Source organism: Rickettsia sp. 109562A South Dakota, assembly GCF_055791265.1.
In genome coordinates, this window is record NZ_CM147703.1 from 356,027 (window position 1) to 381,202 (window position 25,176).

The window sequence follows — 25,176 nt, forward strand, 5'->3', positions numbered from 1 at the left end:
CCCGCGTAGGCATTGTTACGTGGATTGATTTTCCGATTGTCATCCCGCGATCAAGTCGCGGGATCCAGTTAAAAATACTAAAATTATTAGTATTTTAAGTTGTCTTTATGGACCCCGTCCGTGGTCAAGCCACGGGGGTGACACAGCGGGTTTTACCAAGCCATGCAACAATGCCAAGCGAGGATTAAACGTTCAGCATCCGAGGACTTACAAAGACGACGTAGCCAATTTTTCAAGTGGGGCGAATATATATAATAAAGTGTTAATACTCCGTTCTCACAAAATAAAGACCGGATGCGGGAGCAGTAGGACCCGCAGCTTTTCTATCTTTTGCTTCTAAAACCTCTTTAATGTATTCTGCTTGCCAAACATTCTTACCGACAAGTACTAAACTACCGACAATATTACGTACCATATGATGCAAAAATGAGGGTGCTGAAAGATATAATTTTATTTCTTCGTCTTCTTTAATGATATTAAGTTCAGTTAAAGTTTTTATCGGTGATTTTGATTGACATAAGCTAGCCCTAAATGAAGTAAAATCATGTTTACCTAAGAGATAAGTTGCAGCTTTTTGCATAGCTAGAACATCTAAAGGTGAACTAATCCACCAAACACGATCACGATTAATTACCGATGAGTAAGGTCTATTAAGAATCCTATATATGTAGTGACGAGAGATAGCTGAAAATCTTGCATGAAAATTATTTGGAGCCATTTCACAGTTCCATACTATTACTGCATAAGGTCGTGCAAAATAGTTGATAGCTGTAATAATTTTGTGAGGTTCTAAATATTTTGAAAGGTCAAAATGTGCTACTTGACCTATAGCATGCACACCGGCATCTGTTCTTCCTGATCCAAACAATACTACCTGTTCACCGGAAAATTTATAAATTGCTTCTTCTAATATTTGCTGTACCGACATTACTCCTGCTTGCCTTTGCCAACCTGCAAGATCCGTGCCTAAATACTCAATGGTGATCTTATATCGATACATAATTAGCCTGATGTCATACCGCGACTTGATCGCGGTATCCAAAAAGTATTAAAGCATCTAATATTATGAATTATTTCCTGAGATACCGCGATCAAGCCGCGGTATAACAATATAAGTGTTATCACGCCTCTAGCACATCCGATGGATTACTATCACTACGCTTTCCTCCGCTTCTAAAGCTATTAAGCTTTTTAGATCTAATAGGATGCTGTAACTTTCTTAAAGCTTTTGACTCGATTTGTCTTATACGTTCTCTAGTTACTTGAAATTGCTGCCCTACTTCTTCTAATGTATGGTCAGTATTCATACCTATACCGAAACGCATTCTAAGCACTCTTTCTTCACGAGGTGTAAGAGTTGCAAGTACTCTAGTGGTAACTTCTCGTAAATTTGACTGAATTGCCGCATCAATCGGCGCTACTGCATTCTTATCTTCGATAAAATCGCCTAATTGACCGCCGTCACTATCATCACCTACGGGATTCTCAAGACTTATAGGTTCTTTAGCTATTTTCATGACCTTACGCACTTTATCAAGCGGCATTGAAAGACGGTTAGCGATTTCCGTTGCCGTCGGTTCATAGCCGAGTTCATTAAGCATTTGTCTTGAAGTACGCAATATCTTATTAATTGTTTCAATCATATGCACAGGAATACGTATAGTCCTTGCTTGATCGGCAATAGCTCTTGTTATAGCTTGTCTAATCCACCAAGTAGCATAGGTAGAGAATTTATAGCCACGGCGATATTCAAATTTATCCACCGCTTTCATAAGCCCTATATTACCTTCTTGAATTAAATCTAAAAACTGCAATCCTCTATTAGCATATTTTTTAGCAATAGATATAACTAAACGTAAATTCGCTTCTATCATATCTTTTTTTGCTTGCAGTGTTTGTCTCTCGCTTTTTTGTATAGTATTCACTAATTTTTTAAAATCATTAACTAAAAGACCGGTATTAGATTCTATAACCGATAATTCGGTAATCATTTGATCTATATAATCCGATTCTTTAGTAATTAACTCTTTCCAAGCGATTTTTTTATTTTTCAGCATTTTTTCTTTCCATGCTGCATTGATAACCGATCCTATATATTCATCAAGGAAATTTTGGCGAGTTACTCCGTATTTTTCGGCAAGTTTTAAAAAAGCTGTTTCTTTATTAATTAAATCACGATTTATTCCATACATCTTACCTAAAATTTCTTCTGTTCTTTTAGAATTAAAATGTATTTCCGAAACTTCATTTATTAATAATTCCAAGTTATTATTATATTTTTTGCTCTTTTGTAAAACCTTCGGCTCAAAAGATTTCTCATAACATTTTTTAGCTTCAATTAGTAGTTCTTCGCAGATAAAAGAAATCTTTTTCATACGCTCTATAATATTAGGTAATATCTGCGTTTCTACTCTAGACATAGATAAGTGATTATCCTCATGCTCTTCTCCTTCGGTATCACTACTATGTTCTTCATCATTTTCGGGTGTTTCGTCATGTAACATGTTAGCTTCCAAATCTATTAGATCACGTAGTAACATTTTTTCATTAACTAAATCTTCATACCATACTATAAAACAACGCATAGCAATAGGGCTTCTGCATAAGGAAGCAGTCATTGTTTTACGTCCTTCCTCAATTCTTTTTGCTATTTTTACTTCGTTTTCACGAGTTAAAAGATCGACTCCTCCCATATCCTTAAGATATAATCTTACAGGATCATCGGTAGTACCTATATTTTTTTCTTCTACCTCGTCCTCAGGTTCATTATCAACATTGATAGATAGCTTAAATTCTTCATCCATTCCGATATCAAGCTTAATTTCATCATCTTCGTTAGATTCTAAAATATCTACTCCCGCATCGGAAAATTTTAATATAGCTTCCTCTAATTGTCTTATTGAAGGATTTTTATTAAGAGGAAGAGCTTTGTTTATATCATCGTAAGTGACCGGTATCTTTTTAGATTTAGCTTTTTTAAGTAAACTATCTATTTTATCTAGATCATTATCTATATTACTATTGCTCATTAAATACCTATATGCTTTTTTCTTTCAAAAGGAGTATGTAATACTACTTTTGAAAGAAGAATTAAAATAACAGGTATTCGATATGGAAAGCGGTTCCCATCTCGAATACAAATTTAATTTATATTTTTTGTTTTCTTTACTCTTCATTATACTTGAAGTATAGAAGTATTAAATTATAGTGTGGTTAATAAGAGATTCGTTTAAAACTTGAAGTTCATTTGCAATCTTCAGAATTTCTTTTTTATATAGTAAAACTTTTTCAAAATCGTGATTATCAGTACTGTTTATAGTGTACGTGTATTCTTGTTGTAAATTTATTAGATAATATTTTTTATGTAGCCACTGCCATAATAAATCTAGTCTGATATTATTTTTATTAAATGAGATATCTAAAAACAAATTATCCGTTTTTGATAATAATAAAAAAATATCACAAAAGCTAGTTTTTTCCACAATTGCAGTAATTTCACTTGCTTCTACGTTATTATCTATAATCTCGTTTAAATACCAATTACGGAATTCTTCAAGCGATTTATTATTAAAATTTAAATTTAGGATGAAATCTTTAATATCTTTTTCTTCAAGTATTGTAGGAAACTTAACCAACAAAGCACAAAAAGCGTGTTCTAGCATTTCAAGCTCCGAATAGCCGTGACTTGAAACTATAGGAGTCAAATTTGAGCTTTTAGTTATAACTTTCTTCTGTTTTATGACTAAATTCTGCCATATTTGATCTTTAAAAAATCTGTAATAACTTGCTCTTAAATCACTATCCGATATTTTGCTGCAATAATTTTTTAATTTTTTTTCTAAATTAGCTTTTTCTTCTGCAGTTTTAAAACTCTTGCCGCTATATTCTATATGCCAAATCATTTCTGATAGGCTTATTCTTTTATCTATAAGCTTTGCAAAAAAATCAGCACCGTTTTTATTTACTGCATCGTCGGGATCAAATCCGCTTGGTAACCTAATAAAAGAAATTTTCTTTTCACTATTAATAAGCGGTAATGCTAGGTTAATAGTTCTTATGCTAGCTTTTATGCCTGCATTATCTCCGTCAAGGCATAATATAATTTCATCGCCGGCACGCCATAATTTATATAAGTGATTCTCGGTGACGCTAGTACCAAGGCTTGCAACCGCTTCGCTAAAACCTGCTTGATGTAGTGCTATAACGTCAAAATAACCTTCTACTAAAATCGAGTGATTTTTTTTATAGCTACTGCTTATCGCTTTATGCTCACCGTATAGTGTTTCGCTTTTTTGAAATACTGTAGTTTCAGGTGAATTTAAGTATTTAGGCATCCCTTCCCCTAGTACTCTACCGCCAAAGCCTACAATTTTATTGTAAATATTTCTAATTGGAATGGTAATACGGTTAGAAAATAAATTATATATTTCTCCGTTTTCTCGTTTGCCGATTAAACCTGCTTTACCGAGTTTTACAATATCTATATTTTTATCATGAAAAAACTTTTCAAATTTATTATTCTTCGGTGCAAAGCCTATTGAAAACTCTTTTACTGTTTTTTCGGTAATATTTCTTCCGTGTAGATAATGTAATATTTCGGACGTTAATTGCGTCCTGAAAAACTTATTGGCGAGTTCTAGAATATTTAGAATTTCATCGGATTCTTCATAAAATTCTTTCTGTTTCACAGTTAATTTTGGTATCTCTATACCGTAATCGGTTGCAAGCTTTATAGCAGACTCATTATAGGATAAACCGCTAATATTAGAAGTAAATTTTATAACATCACCGGCTGCTTTACAACCAAAACAATAGAAAAATCTCTTACTATCATTAACCGTAAAAGAAGGAGTCTTTTCTTGATGGAAAGGACATAAACCTACATAGTTACCGGATTTTTTAGTTAAAACTACTTTTTGCCGTATTACATCAGATATGTTAATACGGTTTCTTAAGAACTCATAAAATTCAGGCGCAACTCGCATATTTTATATTATATAAAAAAGAATAGCAGTAAAAAGACAATAAGAAAGAGGTATAGATAGATTATCGTTAATTCTTAAATCTTTTGAATAAAATTCAGCTGCCGTAGCCCCTATGCAGCTTATAATGATAATAATAAAACTTGTATTATATCCTAAATAGAAATACACTAATATACTTATAAAAATTGCAGAAGCTAAAAAGGTAATAGAACCTGCTATCGATTTACCACTTAAACTATTGCCTATTTTAACGCCGACAAGAGCCGCTAAACAATCTGAAATAATTAAAATTAGCCACGAACAAATTACTAAATTTTTAGGAAAAAGAAGAGCAGTTAAGAAAAAACCGAGCATCATAAAGCTAATGCCGCTTAGAGCAAAAGAGCCGTTATTTTCTTGGGGCCTTATAACTTTTGAAAAAAATCTAGTTACAAATTCGCTAATTTTTGCATTATTATGACGTGATACATCTAAATATAATGTAATAACCGTTATTATAAATAATAAGAGCGTAATAGCGGTTCTTGGAATAAACAAATAAAGTAGCGGAAATATTATAGCCGATAGGTGGAAAATTTTACGCTTTTTCTCGAAGTCAAAATCTTTAATTTCCATAGAATCATTAATATGTTTTTAGATATGTGAAAAATAATGCCTGCGTCATTGCGAGAAGCATTCGATGTCATTCCCGCGAAAGCGGGGATCCAGAAAAAATAACCTTAATATTGGCACAAAAATTACATATTTGGTAAAATAAACATATAAAAAAACAAGTTTTTTATATGTTTTACTGGATTTCCGCCTACGCGGGAATGACATAACAGAATCCACGCAACAATGCCTGCTCGCAATAACGATATCTATATTTAGTTAGCAATACCAAATAATTAAAAAAGGCTTATTTGACAAATTTAACTATTACAAATATACTTGCTGAGATCTATATTATTGAAAATAGTATACTAAAATTACTAAATCTACACAATATAATTATGAATACAAAATTTCCTATCACTACTAAAGGTTTTGAAAAATTAGAACACGAGCTTAAACATTTAAAACATGTAGAGCGTAAAAAAATTAGTGAAGATATAGCAGAGGCACGAGAACACGGTGATTTATCCGAAAATGCGGAATATGAAGCAGCACGTGAGAAACAAGCATTTATAGAAGGGCGTATTAAAGAGCTTGAAGATATGACGGCAAGAGCGGAAATTATTGATATTGGTAAACTATCGGGAGATAACATAAAATTCGGGGCTACAGTTACTTTAATCGACGACGATACTGAAGAAGAAGTAACATATATTATTGTAGGAGAATATGAAGCCGATATAACTAGAAAAAGAGTTTCAATAGCTTCTCCTATAGCCAGAGCTTTGATTGGGAAATCAGTAGGTGATTTTGTAGAAGTCACAACACCGAAAGGATCAAAATCATATGAAGTAGTTGAGGTTGAATATAAAGAATTAGAACTTTAGCTACATAACTTGCTCCTAAGGGTAATTTGTGCGTCGATTCGGTACTCGCATCCTCACGTACTTTATGTACGCTGCGGTGCTGCGTCCTGCATCTCCTACAAATTCCTCCTTATTAGCTACGTTATGCTTATCTAGGTTTATACTCTAAGTAAATGAAGAGTTAATAGACGAGTCTATTTCTTCTTAAACATTTCTAGCATTCTTTTTGTCACTATAAATCCGCCGAAAATGTTTATAGAAGCGAGTAAAGTGGCAAAATACCCAAGTAGACCGGAAACCCCTAAAGCAGAGCTACTTGCAGCGATCATAGAGCTAAGAACTATAATGCCTGAAATAGCATTAGTAATAGACATAAGCGGGGTATGGAGTGCGGGTGTTACTTTCCACACTACATAATATCCGACAAAAGAAGCTAATACGAAAATTGTTATAGCAAATACTAGCGGGTCTATAGTGCTTGTGTTCGTTTGCCAACTAGCGTCTATTACTAAGTCTTTTAACTTGTCTGATAATTCTTGGGTATTATGGGCAATTTCGGCAGCCTGCTTCGCTATTATCGGTAATTGATTCATATTTCTCTCTTGGTTATTATTGTTCAGTGTTACCTAGTTCACTTGGCTCTCTACCGTACGAACGTTTAGGATGTCATTCCCGCGAAAGCGGGAATGACATTGATTTTCTCATTTACTATTTTGCCGTCTTTAGTAATCAACATATCACGTACTAAATCATCATCCATATTAAATTTACCATCTTGTAAAGCATAACTTAGAAAATTATATAAATTCTTAGCATATAATTTTGAGCTGTCGGTAGCAATTTTAGCAGCAAGATTTGATAAACCTATTATGGTAACTCCGTGTTTAGTAACGATCTTATCCATTTCCGAACCCTCGACATTCCCACCTGTAGAGGTCGCTATATCAACAATTACCGAACCATGATTCATCGATTCCAGCATTTTTTTTGTAACAAGTAACGGTGCTTTTTTTCCCGGAATTTGTGCAGTAGTAATAACTATATCATATCCTTTAATAATTTTTGCTAAAAACTCTTCTTGTTTAACTTTGTAATCTTCCGAACTTTCTGAAGCATAACCTGATTTATCTTGCAAATCTTCTTGTAGCGCCGGTGAAACAAACTTAGCTCCTAAGCTTTCTACCTGCTCTTTGGTAGCAGCTCTTACATCGTATCCTGCAACTATACTACCAAGCCTTTTTGCCGTTGCAATAGCTTGAAGACCCGCAACACCGATACCAAGCACTAAAGTTTTACACGGTGAAATAGCCCCCGCTGCCGTCATCATCATCGGAAAAGCTTTTGTGTAATGATAGCTTGCCTCAATTACCGCTCTATACCCTACTAGATTACTTTGAGAAGATAAAGCATCCATATTTTGAGCTTTAGTAATTCTCGGCACGAACTCCATAGCAAAAGTCGTAAGGTTTTTTTTAGCTGCCGCTTTTATATAATCATGATTTAAATAAGGTGATAGAAGACCGATAATAATTGCACCTGCTTTTGCAAATTCAAGCTTACTATATTTATCCGTAACAGATGAAGGTTGTACCTTTAATATAATATCGGCATCGGAAATAATTTCGAGCGGTACTGAAGATATCTTAGCACCGGCGGCAATATATTCTTCATCAAGAAAACCGGCAGAAAGCCCTATATCTTTTTCTACAGTAACTAAATAGCCTTTTTTGACTAGCAATCCTGCTACTTCAGGCGTTATAGCAGTTCGTGTTTCATGCTTGGCTTTTTCTTTTAAAGCAACGATTTTCATAAATATTATTTGTTTTAACAATATAACTAAGGTATTTTAAACATAATTTAAAATATAAAACAATAAAAATGAAAAAAATATTGTTCTTAGCCGTTATTTGTTTTTTTGCAAATTCTATTACGGTATATGCAAATGATCATACTGTTATTTTAGAGCTAAAAACTTATCTACGTACGATAAAATCAGTTGCGATAGATTTTACTCAAGAAGATTCTAAGGATAATATAGCTAAAGGAAAATTATTAATAAGAAAACCTTATAATTTTAGATGTAATTATTATCCCCCGTTTCCTTTAGTTATAATAGGTACTAAAAATTTCGTATCGATGTATGATTATGATATGGAACAAGTAAGTCGTATTAATAGAAGTGAAAATATATTTAATTTCTTATTAGAAGATAATGAGAATTTTGACAAGGATTTTGTTTTTGAATCAGTAATTAATGAAGGAAATATTTTTAAAATTACTATCTACCATACTCTAACAGAAAAGCGTAGCGAAATTACTTTTAATAAAGCTACTAAACAAATTGAGCTACTCAAAATATTTGAAGATAATAATATAGTTACTATTACTTTTGATAAAATAGCTAAAGTACAAAAATTTGCCGATGATTTGTTTAAATTAAAAAACCCTGAAATATTTGGTCCGCCTGAAAGGTTAACAAAATCAGAAATAGAAAAAAAATATATTGTTTCTTCTAGATAAACAGGTTATGTTAATTATGCTAGTAGTGGGCATTGTGCCTGTTTAGTCGGTCAGGTCTGAAAGGAAGCAGCCGGAGCGGGATTTGGTGGGTCATTACTAGCATTATTCTTAAAAGGATTGGATGTCATACCTATTTTTTATTGTCATCCCGCGACTTGATCGCGGGATCCAGTCTAAAATACTGAGATTATTAGTTATACTTTTGGATACCGTGGTCAAGCCACGGTATGACATCGAGTACTTTTTTCGAATCGTGCAACAACGCCTACAAGTGAGCTAGGATGACATTAAAGGTAACTAGATCTTATAACAATCGTGACCGATATAAATTCATCTAATCAGTATATTCCTTTTGCAAGGAAATATCGTCCTAGTAACTTTGCCGAGCTTCAGGGGCAAGAGGTACTAGTCAAAGTTTTAAGCTATACTATTTTAAACAATAGGCTTGCCGGAGGTTATCTTTTAACAGGTATTAGAGGGGTCGGTAAAACTACCTCGGCCCGCATTATTGCTAAAGCCGTAAACTGTTCTGCTTTAATTACTGAAGACACTGTAGTCAATTCAGTTAAGCTTGAATACAAGGAGCAAGGAGCGAAGCCTATAGATAATAGGAGAGCGACAAGCGACAATGTAGGCAAGTTTAAATCAATTGACTACACTATTAGAACATGTGAAGAATGTACGAATTGCATTAGTTTTAACAATCATAATCATCCTGATATAATCGAAATTGATGCGGCAAGTAAAACTAGCGTAGATGATATACGTAGAATTATAGAATCAGCTGAGTATAAACCTCTACAAGGTAAACATAAAATCTTCATTATTGATGAGGTGCATATGCTTTCTAAAGGAGCTTTTAATGCACTTCTTAAGACTTTGGAAGAACCGCCGCCTCATATAATATTTATTTTTGCAACGACGGAAGTGCAAAAAATACCTGCAACTATTATTTCAAGATGTCAACGTTATGATTTAAGGCGCCTGAGTTTTGAAGAGATTTTTAAATTACTTGAATATATAACTAAGCAAGAAAATTTAAAAGCCGATATAGAAGCACTAAGAATTATATCTTTTAAATCAGAAGGTTCAGCACGTGATGCAGTATCTATTTTAGATCAAGCAGCTAGTATGTCGGCAAAATCCGATAATATAATTAGCCCTCAAGTAATTAATCAAATGCTTGGACTTGTTGATACTTCAGTTATAATAGAATTTTTCGAATATATTATCCGTAGAGAGACGGAAAAAGCTATAAATTTAATAAATAAGCTTTATGGTTTTTCGGTTAATCTTGAGATTTTTATAGAATCGGTAGCAGATTTTATTGCTTATCTTAATAAAGTAAAAATGTTACCTAATTATAGTTTGCCTATATATGAATCCTTTAATGATAGAATTAAAAATATCTTGAGTGAAATTAGTTTGCCGTATCTGTCAATCTTATGGCAAATATATAATAAAGGAGTCGTGGAAATAAAAATTTCCTATAATCAACTGACAGAAACGGAAATGTTAGTTATAAAATCTATATATTCGACGTCGCTACCATTGCTTGCAGATTTTGACGTTAATAATCAAAATTTAAATCAATCAATTAATCCAGCAATAAAAAAAAAATTTGAAATTGTAGATTTTCTTGAATATCTATATAAAAATAATGAAATAGATATATATTACTTCCTGCTCAATCATACGGAACTTAAAAATTTTGGTGATAATAGACTAGAGTTCTTCAGTCTTGAAGTTACAAGCAAGATAAAAAAACAAATAGAAGATTTATTGGTTGCTTTTAGCAAGGAAAAATTTGAGGTTATAATAATAAAAGAGCAGAACAAGCAAACCTTAAAGAATCAGCTCATAGGGAAGATTGAAGCAAGTAACGATTTTGCTTTAATTAAAAAACATTTCCCAAATGCAATGATTTCAGATATTTTACTTAAAAATTAAAGGATAGAATTATGGTAAATTTTAATCAGTTTTTAAAACAAGCCCAATCAATGCAAAAGAAAATGCAAGAAGCCCAAGAGCAAATGGCAAATGCAAGATATACCGGTAAAGCCGGAGGCGGGCTTGTTGAAATTACTATCACCGGTCGTAGTGAAGTAGAAAAGGTTTCGGTTGATGAATCTTTATTAAAAGCAGAAGAAAAAGAGATGCTTGAGGATTTAATTAAAGTTGCCTTTAATGATGCTAAACAAAAATGTGATGAAGATTCCCAAAATTCTTTATCAGGAGCTTTAAACGGCATAAATTTACCACCGGGTTTTAAAATGCCGTTCTAACACGGCTCTTATGTCATTCTAGCTAAAAGCAGGAATCTAGGCTGTTGTCACCCCCCGGGGTCTTGTACCCTAGATTGCGTCCTAAGATACCGCTACAAGCTCGCGGTATGACAATAAAAGGTTTCTGGATTCCCGCTTTTAGCTAGAATGACATCGAACTCTTTTTAAGAGCCATGCAACAAAACCTTCTAAGTTCTGTAAACTTCTTTGGAAAGATGTCTAATAATTCAAGATCAATAAATCCTTATCAATCCTGAAACCTTTAAAACGTTCTAATAGCGACATACCAAGCAGTGAAATATCAAGATCACCAAGACCTACATGACCTTTGATGTTCTTAAATTCCGTACCGATTACTACACTATTTAAGGTTATAGGTGCGGCTTTATTTTCACCGTTAGCTGTTAGGTAAGTTCTAGTATATTTTAATTTAGTTAAGTCAAAGCCTAATTTTTGGGCATCTTCTTTAGTTAAAGCTATATCACTTGCACCGGTATCTACCATAAATTTTATTTTAATGTTATTTACAAAAGCATTGATATAGAAATGCCCGTCTCCGCTACGGGCTATAATAATTTCTCCGACTTCAGTAGACCATTTATATGATGGAATTAAAGCAGACATTACTCTATGATAAGCGTAGTTCAGCTCAAACCTAAAAGCATAACCGGTTATTATAACTAAAAAAATTGCTGCCCACATTGCTAATTGTAAGCAAAATTTGCGCACCTCATTTTGGCTAATAGTACTATAAATTATACTAAATAATATTAATAACGACGCACAAAAACTTCCTATATTTTGTGGTGCTTTAAAAAATTTCGGATAATGTTGATTGATATATTTGTATAATAAACCGCTTACAATTATGGTACTGCAAACGATAAAAACAAATTTTATGAGTTTTTTATTCATATGGTAATATTGTTTATTGATTCGATGTCATTCCTACATAGGCGGTGTTGCGTGGATACCAAATCGTCATTGCGAGCGACTGAAAGGAGCGTGGCAATCCAAAAAAAATTTAAAAAATGCTAATCTTTAGCATTTTTATTCTTCCTGCTTCGTCAATTACTTCGTAATTTTCCTTAGCTCAGACGAAAAAACCGATCCATACAGACAATAAATTAAATTTGTATCCAAAGGTGGAAGCCGCCTTTCACCTTTGATACTCTTTGTTTACTCTTCTCTATGAAAAAATACATTTTTGCATAGAGAAGATTTACATTAAATCACCGATATTTTCCAAAAACAACCTAGCTCGATGCGATGCCGGTTTATTAAAAAAGTCCGGTGCAGCCTGATTTGCTAAAATCTGCCCTTGATCCATAAAAATAACACGATCTGCTATTAATTTTGCAAATTTCAAATGATGAGTGACTACTACCATACTCATTTGGTCTTTTAATAAATTTATATTCTCTATAACATCTTTAATATTTTCGGGATCTAAGGCTGACGTTGGTTCGTCGAATAACAAAATTTCCGGCTTCATCATTAAAGCCCTTGCTATTGCTATACGTTGTTTCTGTCCTCCTGATAGGCTTGCCGGATATGAGTCAAATTTTTGCGTTAGCTTAAATTTTTCAAGTAGTTCCTTTGCCTTAAGAATTGCTTGTTCTCTTGGCAAATTTAAAACATTTATCGGTGTATATATTAGATTTTCTCCTACCGTTAAATGTGGGAAGAGATTAAAATTTTGAAAAACCATACCTACTTTTAAACGAAGCTTTCTTCTATCTTTTGGCAGTAGCTTCTTTCCGTCTACCAAAAAAGTACCGCTACTTGGTTCTTCTAAATTATTCAAAATTCGTAGCAGAGTAGTTTTACCGCTTCCCGAAGGACCTATTATTACAGTAGTTTCCTTAGTAGTAAAACTTAAATCAATATTTTTAATTGCGTAATTTTTGCCGTAACGCTTACAGACTTTTTCTAAAACTATCATACGCTAAACCGTAAATTTATAACCGTCATAAAGCGGCTTAACATTACTTGGGAGCATTTTCGTAATTTCATGATAATCTATCGTGTGTCTCATATTGGTTAATAATATCTCCTCAGGTTTATATTTTTCACGCCATTCTAGAACTTTATCAAGCCCTGCATGATTCGGATTTGATTTGTAATCCATACAATCTAATATCCATATTTTTATATCTTTTAAAAATTTTTCCGATTCAAGCGGAAAATCGATTACATCAGGCGAATAGACCAAATCACCTATACGTAACCCTAAACTATCTATAGAACCGTGATGCTGTCTAAAAAATTGTATTTCTATAGTAGAAATCTTAATTTTATTAAAAAAATCAATAGGTTTAGTAGCTAGCACTTGCCAAGGCATAACTGATGCCGGCTTAAATAAATAATCAAATTTCTTATGTAGCTTTGCTACTGTATTATAATCGGTATAGATTTCTAACGGCTTTTTTGAGGTAAAAGAAAATACCCGCAAATCCTCAATACCGTTAACGTGATCGGAATGATCATGGGTTAATATCGCACAATCAAGCTTACTAATTTTTTCTCTAACTAGCTGATATTTAATATCATAACCGAAATCAACTAATATTTGACTATTTTCATCATTGATATATATTGCTGATCTAGTTCTTTTATTGTACTTTGAAGGCGATGTGCATGTACTGCAATCGCATCCGATCACCGGTACGCCTATAGATGCTCCACACCCAAGTATTGTTACTTGTAACATAAATATTTAAAATAATGTTTGAAGTTTTTTATAATTTTTGCGGCTTAAATCAAGAAATATTCTTATTTTTAAATAAAATTACTAATATAGGTTTTATACCTTATTTTCTGAAAATAATTTCTTTTTGTTTTAATATCGCTAATTTCGCCTTAATATATATTTTATACTGTATATATCTTTATATTCAACTAAAGAAAATCAAAAATGATAATGAGCGACAAAATAAATTTTGGGATAACTATAATAAATTAGTCGAAGTCGGTATAATATACGCAATATTCGGTTTAGTTTTTACGACTCTTAAATTTTCCGTTAATTTACCTCGCCCTTATTGCAGTCTTCCTATAGATAGTTTCATGACCGTAATAAATACTGCAAACGAAAGATGCTTTTCAAGTTTTCCAAGCAGCCATGCGGCTCTTAGCGTTTTGGTAACGTATTTTGCTTGGGATTATATTAAATTACGGTTAAAAATCTTAATGATTTGTGTTATTATACTCGTGTCTTTATCTCGCATAAGCCTTGCTATGCATTACCCAAGTGATATAATCTACGGCATTGCTATTGCATTTATAACAATACTGATAGGTAAATTAATTTATCGAATCTTTGCAAATAATGTAATAAAAAAGGTCGGTCGGTATTGTTGCATGGCTCTCGATGTCATTCCCGTGCAGACGGGAATGACATAAGAGAACAGTAGGAATGATATCAAAAAATCAAACAAACATTATGTTACTATACCGAAAATACTTTATAAAAAATATTTTACCGCTGCTTATAGTCATTACTTTTTCGGTGACTAGTATAGTATGGATAACGCAAGTATTAAAACTTTTGTATTTATTTGATAAAGGTATAAAAGTTATGGACTTCTTCAGTTTAATAGTTTTAGTACTTCCTACTTTATTATTTATTCTATTACCGGTAATAACGGTTATTGCCGTAATCTATATCTATAATAATTTAAAAGTCGAGCGACAACTAATTATATTACAAGCTTCGGGAGTTAACAACGTACAGCTGGCATTGCCTGCTTTGTATGTAGCATTAATAGTTATGCTACTTGCTTATTATATATCTTCTACCATCATGCCTTTATCTCATATAAACTTAAAATCACGTTTAAGCTTTATAAAGAATAATTATATATCAATTATGATTGAAGAGAAAACTTTTAATAAAGTAACTAAAGATATCACTGTTTTTATAGATAAAAAATCAGCAGGAAATATTATGAACGGCGTAATAATATTTGATAATCGCAACGCCGATAACCCATCAGTAGTATTTACGGATTCAGGTACTCTTAATATATATGATAATAGCCCGATTTTTGAACTTAATAAAGGCCTAAGACAAGAATATGACGTAAACGGTAATTTAACACAACTAACTTTCGATTCTTTAATGATAAAGCTACAAAATGATAATCCTTTAGTATCACAAAGAACTAAACATAATAAAGAAGCAAACGAATATTATATAAGCGAATTACTTGCCCCCCCTCATGATTTAGCTATTACTACAAAAATTAAATTAATTGCTGAAGCACATCAAAGAATAATTTGGCCTTTATATAATTTTGTATTACCTTTTTTAGCACTTGCAGTTTTTTTGAGATATCCTTATAGCAAAAAAACAACTTTTATGCCGGTATTATTTTCAGCTTTGACAGTATTGCTTGTTACTTCAATTCATTTTATATTACAAAATTTTGCTTCAAAAAATCTAGATTTTATTTTTGCTTGTTATTCCAATTTGGTTATTGCTTTAACGATCGGATTATATTTATTTGTACGTAAAAAAATATAAGCTTATTTTACTTTATTCCACGAACCCCGCATATCTTGTTTAAAACAATCGATTTTATTTTCCTGCTCGGTAAATTTATTTATTTTAACTGTTAATTCTTTTAAATCTTCCGGTAAATCGGTTATAATAATTATTCTTTTAAAAACTTCTATATAGTCCTTAACTTGTAAAATTTTTCCTATATCTATGGGTGAAATAATGATAAGCACACTAGCATTATTAGGATTTTGTAACTCATCGGTAATATAAATCGGCTGTTTTTCAGGCTGTGGATCAAGCTTACTACCGTGAGGTATAAATTGCTTACGTGAATAAGTCCAAAGATTTTTATTGAGCATTTCCTGCTGTTCTTTATCAGTCGCAAGTATAACGCTTTTAAGATCAGAGTGATAACATTTTTCTATCAGAAGCAATATCGATTTTAGAAGTAATTCATCGCTTGTTTGATAAATACTAAATTGCTGCATAAAAATTTTATATTATTTTTTATGAGAAAATTTAAGTGGTACGGATGAAGGGACTTGAACCCCCACGCCTCGCGGCACAAGAACCTAAATCTTGCATGTCTACCAGTGTTCCATCACATCCGCATATAATGATGCTATTTCCGTAAAAGAATTGTTGTATAGACCGATAAATCGGTTGTCATCCCGCGACTTGATCGCAGGATCCAGTAAAAAATGCTAAAATTACTAGGATTACAAGTTGTTTTTATGGATACCGTGGTCAAGCCACGGTATGACAATAATTTACTTTTCTGATCCACACAACAGCCTATAACAGGAATAACTATTTATTAGTCAGCATTTCCATCAAAAAATTATAATACACATCATATAATTTTTGTAAATCGCTAATTTGGGTGTATTCGTTTATTTTATGTGCCGTTTCGGATAATAAACCGAACTCTACCAAGGAGCAATAATTTTTAACGAATCTTGCATCCGAGGTACCGCCGCTTGTAGAGAATTCGGGCTTTATTTTTAACGTTCTCTCTACTATATCAGCAAAATCTTTTATTTTATCGTTAGGATTCTGAATAAAACTTTCAGCAGCACTACTATATTCTAGCTTATAGTCTACTTTATATTCTTTGCAATATCGTTTAACAATTTGCTCTATTAATTGCCCTAAAGTTTCTGCATTATGTAAATTATTAAAACGTATATTGAAATATGCTTCCGCACTTGCCGGAATTACGTTTGAAGTATTATTGCCAACATCAATATTCGTCACTTCAAGATTTGAACTTTGAAAAAACTCTGTTCCCTCATCAAGTTTTATATTTATAAACTCGTTCAATATTTTTATTAAGCAAGGCAAAGGATTATTAGCTTTATGAGGATAAGCTACATGCCCTGCTAAGCCTTCTATATTTAATTTAAAGTTAACACTTCCTCTTCTGCCGATCTTAATTGTATCGCCTATTTCTTTTTCGCAAGTAGGCTCACCGACAACGGCAAAATCAATCTTATACTCTTGATCATAAATATATTGCAGCATTTCTTTAGTACCGTGTTTTGCTTTTCCCTCTTCATCACTAGTAAGTAAGAAACTAACGGAACCTTTAAAATCAGGGTTATTTTTTATAAGATCTAAAGCTGCAGCTAGAAAACACGCTATAGCTCCTTTCATATCAACTACGCCCCTGCCGTATATCTTTCCGCCTTGTTCATTAGCCTTAAACGGAGCGGAATTATGCCAAAGGTGATAATCACCCGCAGGCACTACATCTACATGCCCAACAAAGCAAATATTAGGTTTGCCGTTACCATACACGGCATAAAGATTAGTGACTTGCTCGCTTTTAGAATCGCCGAATATTTTTATTTCGGTCTTAAAGCCGTGTTTTTTAAGCAAACCATCAATATACTCAATAGTCCCGTTACTCTCAGGAGTTACAGACTTAAAACCGATCAAATCTTTGAAGTAGTTAATGTACATAATATATTATATTTATATATTCTTACACTTATTATACAAGCTTATAGAAGTACAAAAAACAACTTTTATCTCACTAAAAATAAATTATTGCCATAGATTTATATAGATTTTTGACTTTCTTAATGAATTTAAATAACTTATTATTATGAGCTTGTTATAACTAATATTAAAATCATGCGTATAAATAATCAGTTAAGAGAATTAATTAAATCAGGTACTTTTGCCGGTATATTATTAATTGTTGCTTTTACTTTAGCAATAGTCGTCAGCAATAATATTTGCCTAGGAAAATATTATTCTTCTTTTATCTACAGTAAAATCTCTTTAACAATAGGAAACGTAAGTTTACAAACAACTTTTATAGAGTTAGTTAATGACGGTCTCATGACTTTCTTCTTATTATTAATAGGTTTAGAAATGAAATTTCATCTAGTAAAAGGTGAATATAAAAATAAAAAAACTAATATTACCTGCTGCTGTGGCCCTTGGCGGTGTGGTAGTTCCTGCCTTAGTATACATGTTTTTTAATTATGATAAACCCGAATTAATAAAAGGATGGGCTATTCCTATAGCAACCGATACTGCTTTTGTCCTTGGTATTTTATCTTTTTTCAGCCGACATATATCTTTAGAATTACGAGCTTTTATTATAGGTTTCTCATTAATTGATGATGCTTTTGCATTAATTATATTAGCCGTGTTTTATACTAAAACAATCAATACTCCGGCTTTATTAGCTTCTTTTGCAATCATAATTTTCTTATTTATATTGAATTATCGACAAGTTAAACAACTACTTTATTATATAATTATAGGGGCGTTATTATGGGTAAGTATGGTTGAGTCAGGTATTCACGGTACTTTATGTAGAGCCATTATGGCACTTTTTATACCTGTTAATATAAAAGGAGAATTTAACACTTCTTTTAAAAAACTTGAAAACCTAACTCGTCCTTTTGTAAATTACTTTATTTTACCTCTTTTTGTATTTATGAATTCCGTTATTCTTTCAGAATATTTTTTATTTAAAGGCACTTGTTCCAATTCAATATTTGCTTTAATCTACGAAATAATATTTGGTTTATTTATAGGTAAACAGTTAGGCATTATGTTATTTTCATATCCATTTGTAAAATTCAAATTCTGTAATTTACCAAGCGATACTTCATGGTTAAAATTTTATTCTATAACTATACTTGGAGGCATTGGATTTACCTTAAGTTTATTTATAGGTAGTATTACGTTTGAGAGTAGTTGCCCTTCAAACTCTATGAGAGCTGCAGTAATAATAGGCTCTTTAATTTCTGCATTATTCGTCGTAATCGTTCTAAAATATTGTACTAGAAAAGAGTAAAGTGGCAAATTAAGGAATAGGATATATACTCCTGATAAATGAAAAGTAGTCAAAATAAAAAATAAATTAAATTTGTATTCGAGATGGGAACCGCTTTCCATCTCGAATACTCATTATTTTAAACTTCTTTCAAAAGGAGTATATATAGTAACTCAGCCCCATTTTGTGACAGGCGTGAGGAGCGAAACCTATACTAATAGGCGAGTCGACGAACAACGAAGCACAAAGTGGGGATCAGTTTACTATACTCATTAAATAACGATGATAGGATTTAAATAATACATCATATTTTTGTTTGGAAAAAACAGGATATGGTACTATATAGACATTATTAGAAGAAGGAATCGCTTTTTCAAGCTTATTTAGCATAAAAGGCATATTATAATTATGCTCTACTAAAATTATTGAAGTAAGATTGTAAGTCACAATAAAATCAACCGCTTTCTTAATATTATCTTCTTCAGAAATTGTTTTATTCGGAGCAAGTATTACTTGTTGTTCTATTACGCTATGTTCTTTTAGCAAATTTTTTAATTGCCCCGCAGATTCTATACCGGTAATAAATAATATAGGTGCATAGCCTGCCTTAAGCATCGCAATACCGGTTTCAATTTTATGCCCTCCTCCTGCAAATACTATTATTGCATTAGTAGTGTTACTGTTAAGCTTATAAGAATTTATTAAATATACATAATAACCAAAACCACCGATCCAAAGAGCAAAAATTGCTAAAATTGTGAGTAAAAATTTTCTGATCATTTAAATATTTTGTTAAATTCAGTTTGAATAATTTTATCAAATTTAGACATTTCAATATGAACTCCTAATTGATTTAAAGATGTTACTAAAGAATTTTCAAGTCCACAAGGAATAATCCCACAAAACTTACTTAAATCTGTTGAAATATTTATAGCTACACCGTGATATGTAACCCATTTTCTTACTCTAACACCTATTGCAGCAATTTTAGCAAATTCATCTTTCCTTACTTTTATCCAAATACCTACTTTATCTTTAATAATATATGCTTTAATTCCAAAATAATTTAAGCTATTTATAATCCATTCTTCAAGCATTTTTATATATAGCTTTAAATCTTTGCTGCGATTCGGTGAAGCTAAATTAAGAATTGGATAAATAACACGCTGACCCGGTCCATGAAAAGTAAATTTACCGCCACGTCCTGTGTAAATTACCGGAATATCACCGTAATTTAATAATTCTTCTTGTTTATAATTAGTACCGGCAGTGTATACTTCAGAATGTTCGACTAAATAAACAATTTCCGGCTCATTAGCATTAATTACCTTATTAACATAGTTTTCCATTAATTTCAAAGTAACCTGATAATCTGTAAGATTCGGTATAGTTACAAACTGTACCATATTAGCTGCTTAACTCGGATTTATATTTTAATATTAATGCATCTAAAATTGCTACGGTTTCAGCATCCAAATTACCGGAAAAATTACTAGGACGAAAATGCATTTGAAATGAAATTATAACATCTTTCATTTTAGATTCTAAAACTCCGGTAACTTCAAGTTTATAACCGTATGTAATAAATTTTTGCTGAATTGCCATAATATCGGTTATATCGATTTGCGGCAGCAATTCGTTAAAAGTTTGCTCATCATACCATGCTCCTATACTGTTATCATATAATAGCTTCCAAGGAAATAGCGGACCTGGGTCCTGTTTTCTACCTGGAGCAATATCAGAATGCCCAACCACTCTAGTAGGTTTAATATCATATCTAGCAATAATCTGTTTACACAAACTTATAACACTATTAATTTGCCTTTCCGAATAAGGTAACCACATTACATCATTATTTTTTGCATCTACTTTAAAAGCAGGATTCACGATTTCAATGCCGATTGATGTATCATTAATACGCTCATGACCTTGCCAGTAACTTACTCCGGCATGCCATGCTCTATCATGCTCTTCTACTAATTGAAATATATGTTCAGGGTTTTCATCGTTTATTAAATAATGGCTACTTAACTTTTCACCGGTTAGAAAATCTAAAGATTGCTTAAAATCACACTGTGTATAATGTAGCACTAGGAATTTAATACGTTTATCAAACCCCACAGCTCTATAAGATGTTTTATCGATTACTATCATAGGATAAAATTTAATAAAAGATGTTAATCTTATTTAAAAGCGGTGCTGGTTGCACGGCTTCTATGTCATTCCCGCGTAAGCATTGTTGCGTGGCTCGGTAAATCGGTTGTCATCCCGCGACTTGATCGCGGGATCCAGATAAAAATGTCAAAAAACATATACTAAAAGTTATTTTTTGGATACCGTGGTCAAGCCACGGTATGACACCGAACGCGTTTTTTGATCCACGCAACAAAGCCTTCCCGCGTAGGCGGGAATGATATCGAGCAGGCTTTCCGAGCCATGCAACAACGCCGCTTCTAGCTAGGGATCATCTTAAACGTTTGTACAACACATGGTCAAGCCACAGTATGACATCGATATAACGTTCATATAGTAACAATACCATATTAAAGTTTAATAAGTTAGAGATATTTTTTGATGGTGCCGGATATCGGATTTGAACTGATGACCTACCGCTTACAAGGCGGTTGCTCTACCACTGAGCTAATCCGGCATATTAATATGATTATAGAGAAAAGGGAACTATTTAGAAATAAGTATATAGTTCCCTGATTGTAAGAGCTGTTGTTGCATCGATCAATTTTTTCCATTGTCATCCCCCCGCGACTTGATCGTGGGATCCACTTAAAAATGCTAAAACAACGTATTTTCTAAGTTGCTTTACTGGATCCCACGATCAAGTCGCGGGATGACAGGTTACTGGATTTCTGCTTTCGCAGGAATGACAATACAGAAACAAACTAAGCTTCTTTAGCTTCCTTTTTACTTGGTCTAGGTTTGCGATTTTTTGCTTTAACTGCCATTTCTTTTTTGACTTTCTCAGGAAGAATAACGCCCGCTTGCTCAATAAATTTTGCGACTCGCTCGGTTGGTTTAGCACCCGTACTAAGCCAATATTCTATACGATCTTTTTTTAAAACCACACGCTCACTATTATCTGAAGCAAGCATTGGATTATAAGTTCCAACTTTTTCTAAAAAGTCACCGTCACGAGGTGCTGTTGCGTTAGCTACTACTACACGGTAAAAAGGACGCTTTTTAGCACCGCCTCTAGCTAAACGAATTTTTACTGCCATATATTACTTACAATTATTTTATTTTTTCTTCTTTAAAAAGAACATGTTTTCTAACTACTTTATCATACTTACGAAAAGAAAGCTTCTCGGTTTGGGTCTTCGGATTACGTTTTTTTACCCAAAAAACACCTGTGCCAGCAGTACTTACTAGCCTTACCAAAACATTTTTATTTTTCTTTGCCATTAGCTGACACCTTAAATCAAGATATTATTTATTATTCTAAGAAGAGCAGAATAAAACGAAATTGAAAAATAGTCAAGTAAAATGAAATAATTTAACTAGCGACCGAATAAACGTTCTATATCTTTAAGTTTTAATTCAATATAAGTAGGTCTGCCGTGATTACATTGTCCTGAAAACGGCGTATTTTCCATTTGACGCAGTAAAGCATTCATTTCATCCGCCGATAATTTTCGCCCTGCTCTAATAGAGTAATGACAGGCATAAGTCTCGGTTACATGCTCGATTAACTCCGTCAAAGCTATATTTTCGCCAAAGTCCGATAAATGATCGGCGAGATCTTGGATTAACTTTTGTACATTTACATCTCCAAGGATATTTGGAATTTCGGTTACTATAATAGACTTTTCACCGAATTTTTCTAAAGTTAAACCAAGTTTAGATAATTTTTCCCTATGCTCATACAAGCAATCTGCTCTTTTTTCATTTGGCAGCTCTACTATTTCAGGAATAAGTAAACGCTGCTTTATGAGTTCTTCCGTCTTAATATAGTTCTTTATTTTTTCATATCCAAGACGCTCATGTGCTGCATGTTGATCGGTAATTACTATACTATCTTCGGTTTGCGAAATAATATAAGTCGTATGAAGCTGAGCTTTAGCTGCTCCAAGTTTATATTGTTTACGGATTTGCTGCTCGTGTTCTATACGATTTTCTACTTCCTGCTCTATTTTAGCATGTGGCAATGTATCGATTAGTTTTTGACAAATATGATTTTGCGGTATTTTAGGCGTACTAGCTGAACTATAAGACCTATAATCCGCCGATTTACTATTAACATTTACCTCTTTATTTATAGTCGGTTGTTTATTGATCAGAGGGTTTTTAAATAACTCAAGAGTATCAGAGGCGATAGTAGTAGAAGTAACATGGCTTTTATTTGTTAAAGCATTTTTAATCGCTTCTATTAATAAGTTTCGTACATAATTTGGGTCATGAAACCTTACCTCTGCTTTTGCCGGATGTACATTAACATCAACAAGTTGTGGATCAATTTGTAAGAATATAGCACATAGCGGATAACGATCACGGGCCAAATAGTCTTGATATGCTACCCTTAAAGCTACTTTTAGTAATTTATCCTTTACCGGTCTATTATTGATAAATAAAAACTGATCTTCACTTGAAGCTCTATTATATGTCGGGATACTAGTATAGCCGCAAATAGAGAAATCCGGTGTTTTGAAATCTATATAAGCGGCATTTTTTATAAAATCATCACCTATTACATCGATTATACGCTGTTTTAGGTTAGTTTCTGCATCTTTATTTTGTCCCTTTAGTTTTAATAAATTCTTGCCGTCATGTGTTAAACTAAAAGAAATTTCAGGATGTGCTAGAGCGATTTTCTTAACTATATCCACAGTTGCTGCAAGTTCAGTTTTGTCAGCTTTAAGAAATTTTAAACGTGCGGGTGTTGCGAAAAATAAATCTCGTATCTCTATTTTAGTACCTTCATTATGGACAGAAATAGTAACTTGTTTTTCATTGCCGCCAATTAATTTAATTTGAAATGCTTTGTCAGTTCCTCGTTTTTTAGAAGTAATTAGCATTTTGCTAATAGCGGCAATCGAAGATAATGCTTCACCACGAAAACCGAAAGTATGAATGTTTAGAAAATCGCTTTCATCAAGCTTAGAAGTTGTATGACGTTCAACGGCAATTTCTAATTCCTTATCAGTCATACCGATACCGTCATCAGAAATAATGATTAGGTTTTTACCTGCACGTTCTAAAATAATATCTATTTTGGTACTACCGGCATCAACAGCATTTTCCACTAATTCCTTTACTACTGATGCAGGTCTTTCTATAACCTCACCGGCAGCAATTCGGTTAATAGTACTTTCTGAAAGAAACTTGATAGTCATTTTGTTACTAATTTAAATTTCTTACTACAATATGGGCAGATAACTTCCTTTTTTTCTTTATCTATCTCTAAATAAACTTTTGGGTGGTCATATGGAGGTTCTTTGCCGCAACAAGATACAGATGCATCAACGCTATTAACAATTTCCATAGATTTATACATTATTTCTTTAAGTGAAATCTAATATAAGTTACTTTTAAATAAAAGACAAATAATACTTGACTAGTTATTGTGCGGATCAAAGATCGGCATAATGTCATTCCCGCGAAAGCGGGAATCTAGAAAAGTAACATTGATATAAGTACATATTTGATAAAATAAACATAGAAAAAACAAGTTTTTTCTATGTTTTACTGGATTCCTGCTTTCGCAGGAATGACATCGAACACCATACAACAAGACCAGCTTGACCATGGCATAACACAACAGGAGGTATAAATGAAAGACAAAGTAGCAGTTATTACCGGTTCTACTAGCGGTATCGGTCTTGAGATAGCAAAACATTTTGCAAAACTTGAGTCTAAAATAGTTATTAACGGTTTTGCAAAAGAAGATGAAGTAGCCAAAATTTCAGCAGAATTGAAAGAACTTGGTGCAAGTAGCGTATTTTATCAAGGAATAAATTTGGAAAAGCCCAATGAAATTCGTTCTATGTTCGAGAGAATAATAAAAGAATTCGGCAAAATAGATATATTAGTAAATAATGCAGGTATTCAACATGTTGCCCCTATCGATGAATTTCCTAAAGATAAATGGGAGGCAAATTACATATAGATT

General features: G+C 32.6%; 25 protein-coding genes, 2 tRNA genes, 1 other RNA gene and 1 pseudogene. 9 read left to right on the forward strand and 20 right to left on the reverse strand.

The genetic code is table 11. The features are described 5' to 3' along the window. Positions 1–262 precede the first annotated feature (262 nt). From truA to ACIAS7_RS02040, 4 genes are all read right to left on the reverse strand, one after another. On the reverse strand, positions 263–1,000 hold the full coding sequence (gene truA, locus ACIAS7_RS02025; protein WP_473199131.1) for a tRNA pseudouridine(38-40) synthase TruA: 738 nt from the start codon (positions 998–1,000) through the stop codon (positions 263–265). Positions 1,001–1,121: 121 nt separating this feature from the next. Beyond that, positions 1,122–3,029 (reverse strand): RNA polymerase sigma factor RpoD, encoded by a 1,908-nt coding sequence (gene rpoD / locus ACIAS7_RS02030; RefSeq protein ID WP_473199132.1) that lies wholly within the window; start codon positions 3,027–3,029, stop codon positions 1,122–1,124. A gap of 168 nt (positions 3,030–3,197) precedes the next feature. Further along, complete coding sequence (gene dnaG, locus ACIAS7_RS02035; RefSeq protein WP_473199133.1) at positions 3,198–4,985, reverse strand: DNA primase; 1,788 nt, start codon at positions 4,983–4,985, stop codon at positions 3,198–3,200. A 3-nt stretch (positions 4,986–4,988) separates the two neighbouring features. Next, a complete protein-coding gene (locus ACIAS7_RS02040; protein ID WP_473199134.1) occupies positions 4,989–5,600 on the reverse strand; it encodes a diacylglycerol/polyprenol kinase family protein in 612 nt (203 codons plus the stop codon). Between the two features lie 377 nt (positions 5,601–5,977). On the opposite strand from ACIAS7_RS02040, the gene greA reads away from it, so the two are divergent. Continuing rightward, positions 5,978–6,466: a transcription elongation factor GreA gene (gene greA / locus ACIAS7_RS02045; RefSeq protein ID WP_473199387.1), complete on the forward strand. Its 489-nt coding sequence runs from the start codon at positions 5,978–5,980 to the stop codon at positions 6,464–6,466. A gap of 173 nt (positions 6,467–6,639) precedes the next feature. Here greA and ACIAS7_RS02050 read toward each other — a convergent pair whose 3' ends face one another. Both ACIAS7_RS02050 and ACIAS7_RS02055 read right to left on the reverse strand, forming a co-directional pair. Continuing rightward, positions 6,640–7,038 (reverse strand): NAD(P) transhydrogenase subunit alpha part 2, encoded by a 399-nt coding sequence (locus tag ACIAS7_RS02050; RefSeq protein WP_473199135.1) that lies wholly within the window; start codon positions 7,036–7,038, stop codon positions 6,640–6,642. A 65-nt stretch (positions 7,039–7,103) separates the two neighbouring features. Further along, on the reverse strand, positions 7,104–8,255 hold the full coding sequence (locus ACIAS7_RS02055) for an NAD(P) transhydrogenase subunit alpha (RefSeq protein ID WP_473199136.1): 1,152 nt from the start codon (positions 8,253–8,255) through the stop codon (positions 7,104–7,106). A gap of 68 nt (positions 8,256–8,323) precedes the next feature. Here ACIAS7_RS02055 and ACIAS7_RS02060 point away from each other — a divergent pair, with 68 nt between their 5' ends. From ACIAS7_RS02060 to ACIAS7_RS02075, 4 genes are all read left to right on the forward strand, one after another. Beyond that, positions 8,324–8,965 carry an outer-membrane lipoprotein carrier protein LolA gene (locus ACIAS7_RS02060; protein WP_473199137.1) on the forward strand — a complete coding sequence of 214 codons (642 nt, stop codon included), beginning with the start codon at positions 8,324–8,326 and terminating at the stop codon, positions 8,963–8,965. A 14-nt stretch (positions 8,966–8,979) separates the two neighbouring features. Continuing rightward, an RNA gene (ffs, locus tag ACIAS7_RS02065) (signal recognition particle sRNA small type) lies at positions 8,980–9,073 on the forward strand. A gap of 207 nt (positions 9,074–9,280) precedes the next feature. Then, entirely contained in the window at positions 9,281–10,915 is a 1,635-nt protein-coding gene (gene dnaX / locus ACIAS7_RS02070) for a DNA polymerase III subunit gamma/tau (protein WP_473199138.1), read from the forward strand. A gap of 11 nt (positions 10,916–10,926) precedes the next feature. Beyond that, complete coding sequence (locus tag ACIAS7_RS02075; RefSeq protein ID WP_473199139.1) at positions 10,927–11,250, forward strand: YbaB/EbfC family nucleoid-associated protein; 324 nt, start codon at positions 10,927–10,929, stop codon at positions 11,248–11,250. Positions 11,251–11,469: 219 nt separating this feature from the next. Here the strand turns inward: ACIAS7_RS02075 and ACIAS7_RS02080 are convergent, their stop codons facing one another. The 3 genes from ACIAS7_RS02080 to ACIAS7_RS02090 form a co-directional block, all read right to left on the reverse strand. Next, positions 11,470–12,165 (reverse strand): aspartic protease APRc, encoded by a 696-nt coding sequence (locus tag ACIAS7_RS02080; RefSeq protein WP_473199140.1) that lies wholly within the window; start codon positions 12,163–12,165, stop codon positions 11,470–11,472. Positions 12,166–12,472: 307 nt separating this feature from the next. Beyond that, a complete protein-coding gene (locus tag ACIAS7_RS02085) occupies positions 12,473–13,195 on the reverse strand; it encodes an amino acid ABC transporter ATP-binding protein (RefSeq protein WP_473199141.1) in 723 nt (240 codons plus the stop codon). A gap of 3 nt (positions 13,196–13,198) precedes the next feature. Beyond that, a complete protein-coding gene (locus ACIAS7_RS02090; RefSeq protein WP_473199142.1) occupies positions 13,199–13,963 on the reverse strand; it encodes an MBL fold metallo-hydrolase in 765 nt (254 codons plus the stop codon). A gap of 14 nt (positions 13,964–13,977) precedes the next feature. On the opposite strand from ACIAS7_RS02090, the gene ACIAS7_RS02095 reads away from it, so the two are divergent. Beyond that, positions 13,978–14,655: a phosphatase PAP2 family protein gene (locus ACIAS7_RS02095; protein WP_473199143.1), complete on the forward strand. Its 678-nt coding sequence runs from the start codon at positions 13,978–13,980 to the stop codon at positions 14,653–14,655. Positions 14,656–14,695: 40 nt separating this feature from the next. Then, positions 14,696–15,778, forward strand: coding sequence for an LptF/LptG family permease (locus ACIAS7_RS02100; protein ID WP_473199144.1), 1,083 nt, complete (start codon positions 14,696–14,698; stop codon positions 15,776–15,778). Positions 15,779–15,780: 2 nt separating this feature from the next. Here the strand turns inward: ACIAS7_RS02100 and ACIAS7_RS02105 are convergent, their stop codons facing one another. The 3 genes from ACIAS7_RS02105 to dapE all read right to left on the reverse strand — a co-directional run bounded on the left by ACIAS7_RS02105 (position 15,781) and on the right by dapE (position 17,722). Then, on the reverse strand, positions 15,781–16,245 hold the full coding sequence (locus ACIAS7_RS02105; protein WP_473199145.1) for a DNA polymerase III subunit chi: 465 nt from the start codon (positions 16,243–16,245) through the stop codon (positions 15,781–15,783). A 36-nt stretch (positions 16,246–16,281) separates the two neighbouring features. Further along, positions 16,282–16,368 (reverse strand) — tRNA-Leu (locus ACIAS7_RS02110). 199 nt (positions 16,369–16,567) lie between these two features. Then, complete coding sequence (gene dapE, locus ACIAS7_RS02115) at positions 16,568–17,722, reverse strand: succinyl-diaminopimelate desuccinylase (RefSeq protein ID WP_473199146.1); 1,155 nt, start codon at positions 17,720–17,722, stop codon at positions 16,568–16,570. Positions 17,723–17,896: 174 nt separating this feature from the next. Here dapE and nhaA point away from each other — a divergent pair. Beyond that, positions 17,897–19,076, forward strand: a pseudogene (nhaA, locus tag ACIAS7_RS02120) (Na+/H+ antiporter NhaA). 234 nt (positions 19,077–19,310) lie between these two features. On the opposite strand, the gene ACIAS7_RS02125 reads toward nhaA, so the two are convergent. From ACIAS7_RS02125 to ACIAS7_RS02160, 8 genes are all read right to left on the reverse strand, one after another. Next, positions 19,311–19,835 carry a YdcF family protein gene (locus ACIAS7_RS02125; protein WP_473199147.1) on the reverse strand — a complete coding sequence of 175 codons (525 nt, stop codon included), beginning with the start codon at positions 19,833–19,835 and terminating at the stop codon, positions 19,311–19,313. Beyond that, complete coding sequence (lipB, locus tag ACIAS7_RS02130; RefSeq protein WP_473199148.1) at positions 19,832–20,461, reverse strand: lipoyl(octanoyl) transferase LipB; 630 nt, start codon at positions 20,459–20,461, stop codon at positions 19,832–19,834. Before lipB ends, ACIAS7_RS02125 begins: the two co-directional genes overlap by 4 nt. Position 20,462: 1 nt before the next feature. Beyond that, positions 20,463–21,209: an N-acetylmuramoyl-L-alanine amidase gene (locus ACIAS7_RS02135; protein ID WP_473199149.1), complete on the reverse strand. Its 747-nt coding sequence runs from the start codon at positions 21,207–21,209 to the stop codon at positions 20,463–20,465. Positions 21,210–21,630: 421 nt separating this feature from the next. Then, a tRNA-Thr gene (locus tag ACIAS7_RS02140) sits at positions 21,631–21,705 on the reverse strand. A gap of 247 nt (positions 21,706–21,952) precedes the next feature. After that, positions 21,953–22,288: a 30S ribosomal protein S16 gene (gene rpsP / locus ACIAS7_RS02145; protein ID WP_012149230.1), complete on the reverse strand. Its 336-nt coding sequence runs from the start codon at positions 22,286–22,288 to the stop codon at positions 21,953–21,955. Positions 22,289–22,301: 13 nt separating this feature from the next. Beyond that, a complete protein-coding gene (gene rpmG, locus ACIAS7_RS02150; protein WP_004997072.1) occupies positions 22,302–22,472 on the reverse strand; it encodes a 50S ribosomal protein L33 in 171 nt (56 codons plus the stop codon). Between the two features lie 95 nt (positions 22,473–22,567). Beyond that, on the reverse strand, positions 22,568–24,400 hold the full coding sequence (gene mutL, locus ACIAS7_RS02155) for a DNA mismatch repair endonuclease MutL (protein ID WP_473199150.1): 1,833 nt from the start codon (positions 24,398–24,400) through the stop codon (positions 22,568–22,570). Then, the gene (locus tag ACIAS7_RS02160; RefSeq protein ID WP_473199151.1) at positions 24,397–24,561 is read right to left on the reverse strand and encodes a zinc-finger domain-containing protein; all 165 of its coding nucleotides are present in this window, start codon (positions 24,559–24,561) and stop codon (positions 24,397–24,399) included. Before ACIAS7_RS02160 ends, mutL begins: the two co-directional genes overlap by 4 nt. A gap of 276 nt (positions 24,562–24,837) precedes the next feature. Here ACIAS7_RS02160 and ACIAS7_RS02165 point away from each other — a divergent pair, with 276 nt between their 5' ends. Then, positions 24,838–25,173, forward strand: coding sequence for an SDR family NAD(P)-dependent oxidoreductase (locus tag ACIAS7_RS02165; protein WP_473199152.1), 336 nt, complete (start codon positions 24,838–24,840; stop codon positions 25,171–25,173). Positions 25,174–25,176: the final 3 nt, after the last annotated feature.

Coding starts and splice junctions, on each gene's coding strand:
- dnaG (WP_473199133.1), bottom strand. CDS start 4,985: ATGCGAGTTGCGCCTGAATTTTATGAGTTCTTAAGAAACCGTATTAAC.
- ACIAS7_RS02090 (WP_473199142.1), bottom strand. CDS start 13,963: ATGTTACAAGTAACAATACTTGGGTGTGGAGCATCTATAGGCGTACCG.
- truA (WP_473199131.1), bottom strand. CDS start 1,000: ATGTATCGATATAAGATCACCATTGAGTATTTAGGCACGGATCTTGCA.
- ACIAS7_RS02075 (WP_473199139.1), top strand. CDS start 10,927: ATGGTAAATTTTAATCAGTTTTTAAAACAAGCCCAATCAATGCAAAAG.
- ACIAS7_RS02055 (WP_473199136.1), bottom strand. CDS start 8,255: ATGAAAATCGTTGCTTTAAAAGAAAAAGCCAAGCATGAAACACGAACT.
- ACIAS7_RS02135 (WP_473199149.1), bottom strand. CDS start 21,209: ATGATAGTAATCGATAAAACATCTTATAGAGCTGTGGGGTTTGATAAA.
- ACIAS7_RS02040 (WP_473199134.1), bottom strand. CDS start 5,600: ATGGAAATTAAAGATTTTGACTTCGAGAAAAAGCGTAAAATTTTCCAC.
- ACIAS7_RS02125 (WP_473199147.1), bottom strand. CDS start 19,835: ATGATCAGAAAATTTTTACTCACAATTTTAGCAATTTTTGCTCTTTGG.
- mutL (WP_473199150.1), bottom strand. CDS start 24,400: ATGACTATCAAGTTTCTTTCAGAAAGTACTATTAACCGAATTGCTGCC.
- rpmG (WP_004997072.1), bottom strand. CDS start 22,472: ATGGCAAAGAAAAATAAAAATGTTTTGGTAAGGCTAGTAAGTACTGCT.
- ACIAS7_RS02080 (WP_473199140.1), bottom strand. CDS start 12,165: ATGAATAAAAAACTCATAAAATTTGTTTTTATCGTTTGCAGTACCATA.
- dapE (WP_473199146.1), bottom strand. CDS start 17,722: ATGTACATTAACTACTTCAAAGATTTGATCGGTTTTAAGTCTGTAACT.
- ACIAS7_RS02050 (WP_473199135.1), bottom strand. CDS start 7,038: ATGAATCAATTACCGATAATAGCGAAGCAGGCTGCCGAAATTGCCCAT.
- greA (WP_473199387.1), top strand. CDS start 5,978: ATGAATACAAAATTTCCTATCACTACTAAAGGTTTTGAAAAATTAGAA.
- ACIAS7_RS02060 (WP_473199137.1), top strand. CDS start 8,324: ATGAAAAAAATATTGTTCTTAGCCGTTATTTGTTTTTTTGCAAATTCT.
- rpoD (WP_473199132.1), bottom strand. CDS start 3,029: ATGAGCAATAGTAATATAGATAATGATCTAGATAAAATAGATAGTTTA.
- ACIAS7_RS02105 (WP_473199145.1), bottom strand. CDS start 16,245: ATGCAGCAATTTAGTATTTATCAAACAAGCGATGAATTACTTCTAAAA.
- lipB (WP_473199148.1), bottom strand. CDS start 20,461: ATGGTACAGTTTGTAACTATACCGAATCTTACAGATTATCAGGTTACT.
- ACIAS7_RS02095 (WP_473199143.1), top strand. CDS start 13,978: ATGTTTGAAGTTTTTTATAATTTTTGCGGCTTAAATCAAGAAATATTC.
- rpsP (WP_012149230.1), bottom strand. CDS start 22,288: ATGGCAGTAAAAATTCGTTTAGCTAGAGGCGGTGCTAAAAAGCGTCCT.
- ACIAS7_RS02085 (WP_473199141.1), bottom strand. CDS start 13,195: ATGATAGTTTTAGAAAAAGTCTGTAAGCGTTACGGCAAAAATTACGCA.
- ACIAS7_RS02165 (WP_473199152.1), top strand. CDS start 24,838: ATGAAAGACAAAGTAGCAGTTATTACCGGTTCTACTAGCGGTATCGGT.
- ACIAS7_RS02160 (WP_473199151.1), bottom strand. CDS start 24,561: ATGTATAAATCTATGGAAATTGTTAATAGCGTTGATGCATCTGTATCT.
- ACIAS7_RS02100 (WP_473199144.1), top strand. CDS start 14,696: ATGTTACTATACCGAAAATACTTTATAAAAAATATTTTACCGCTGCTT.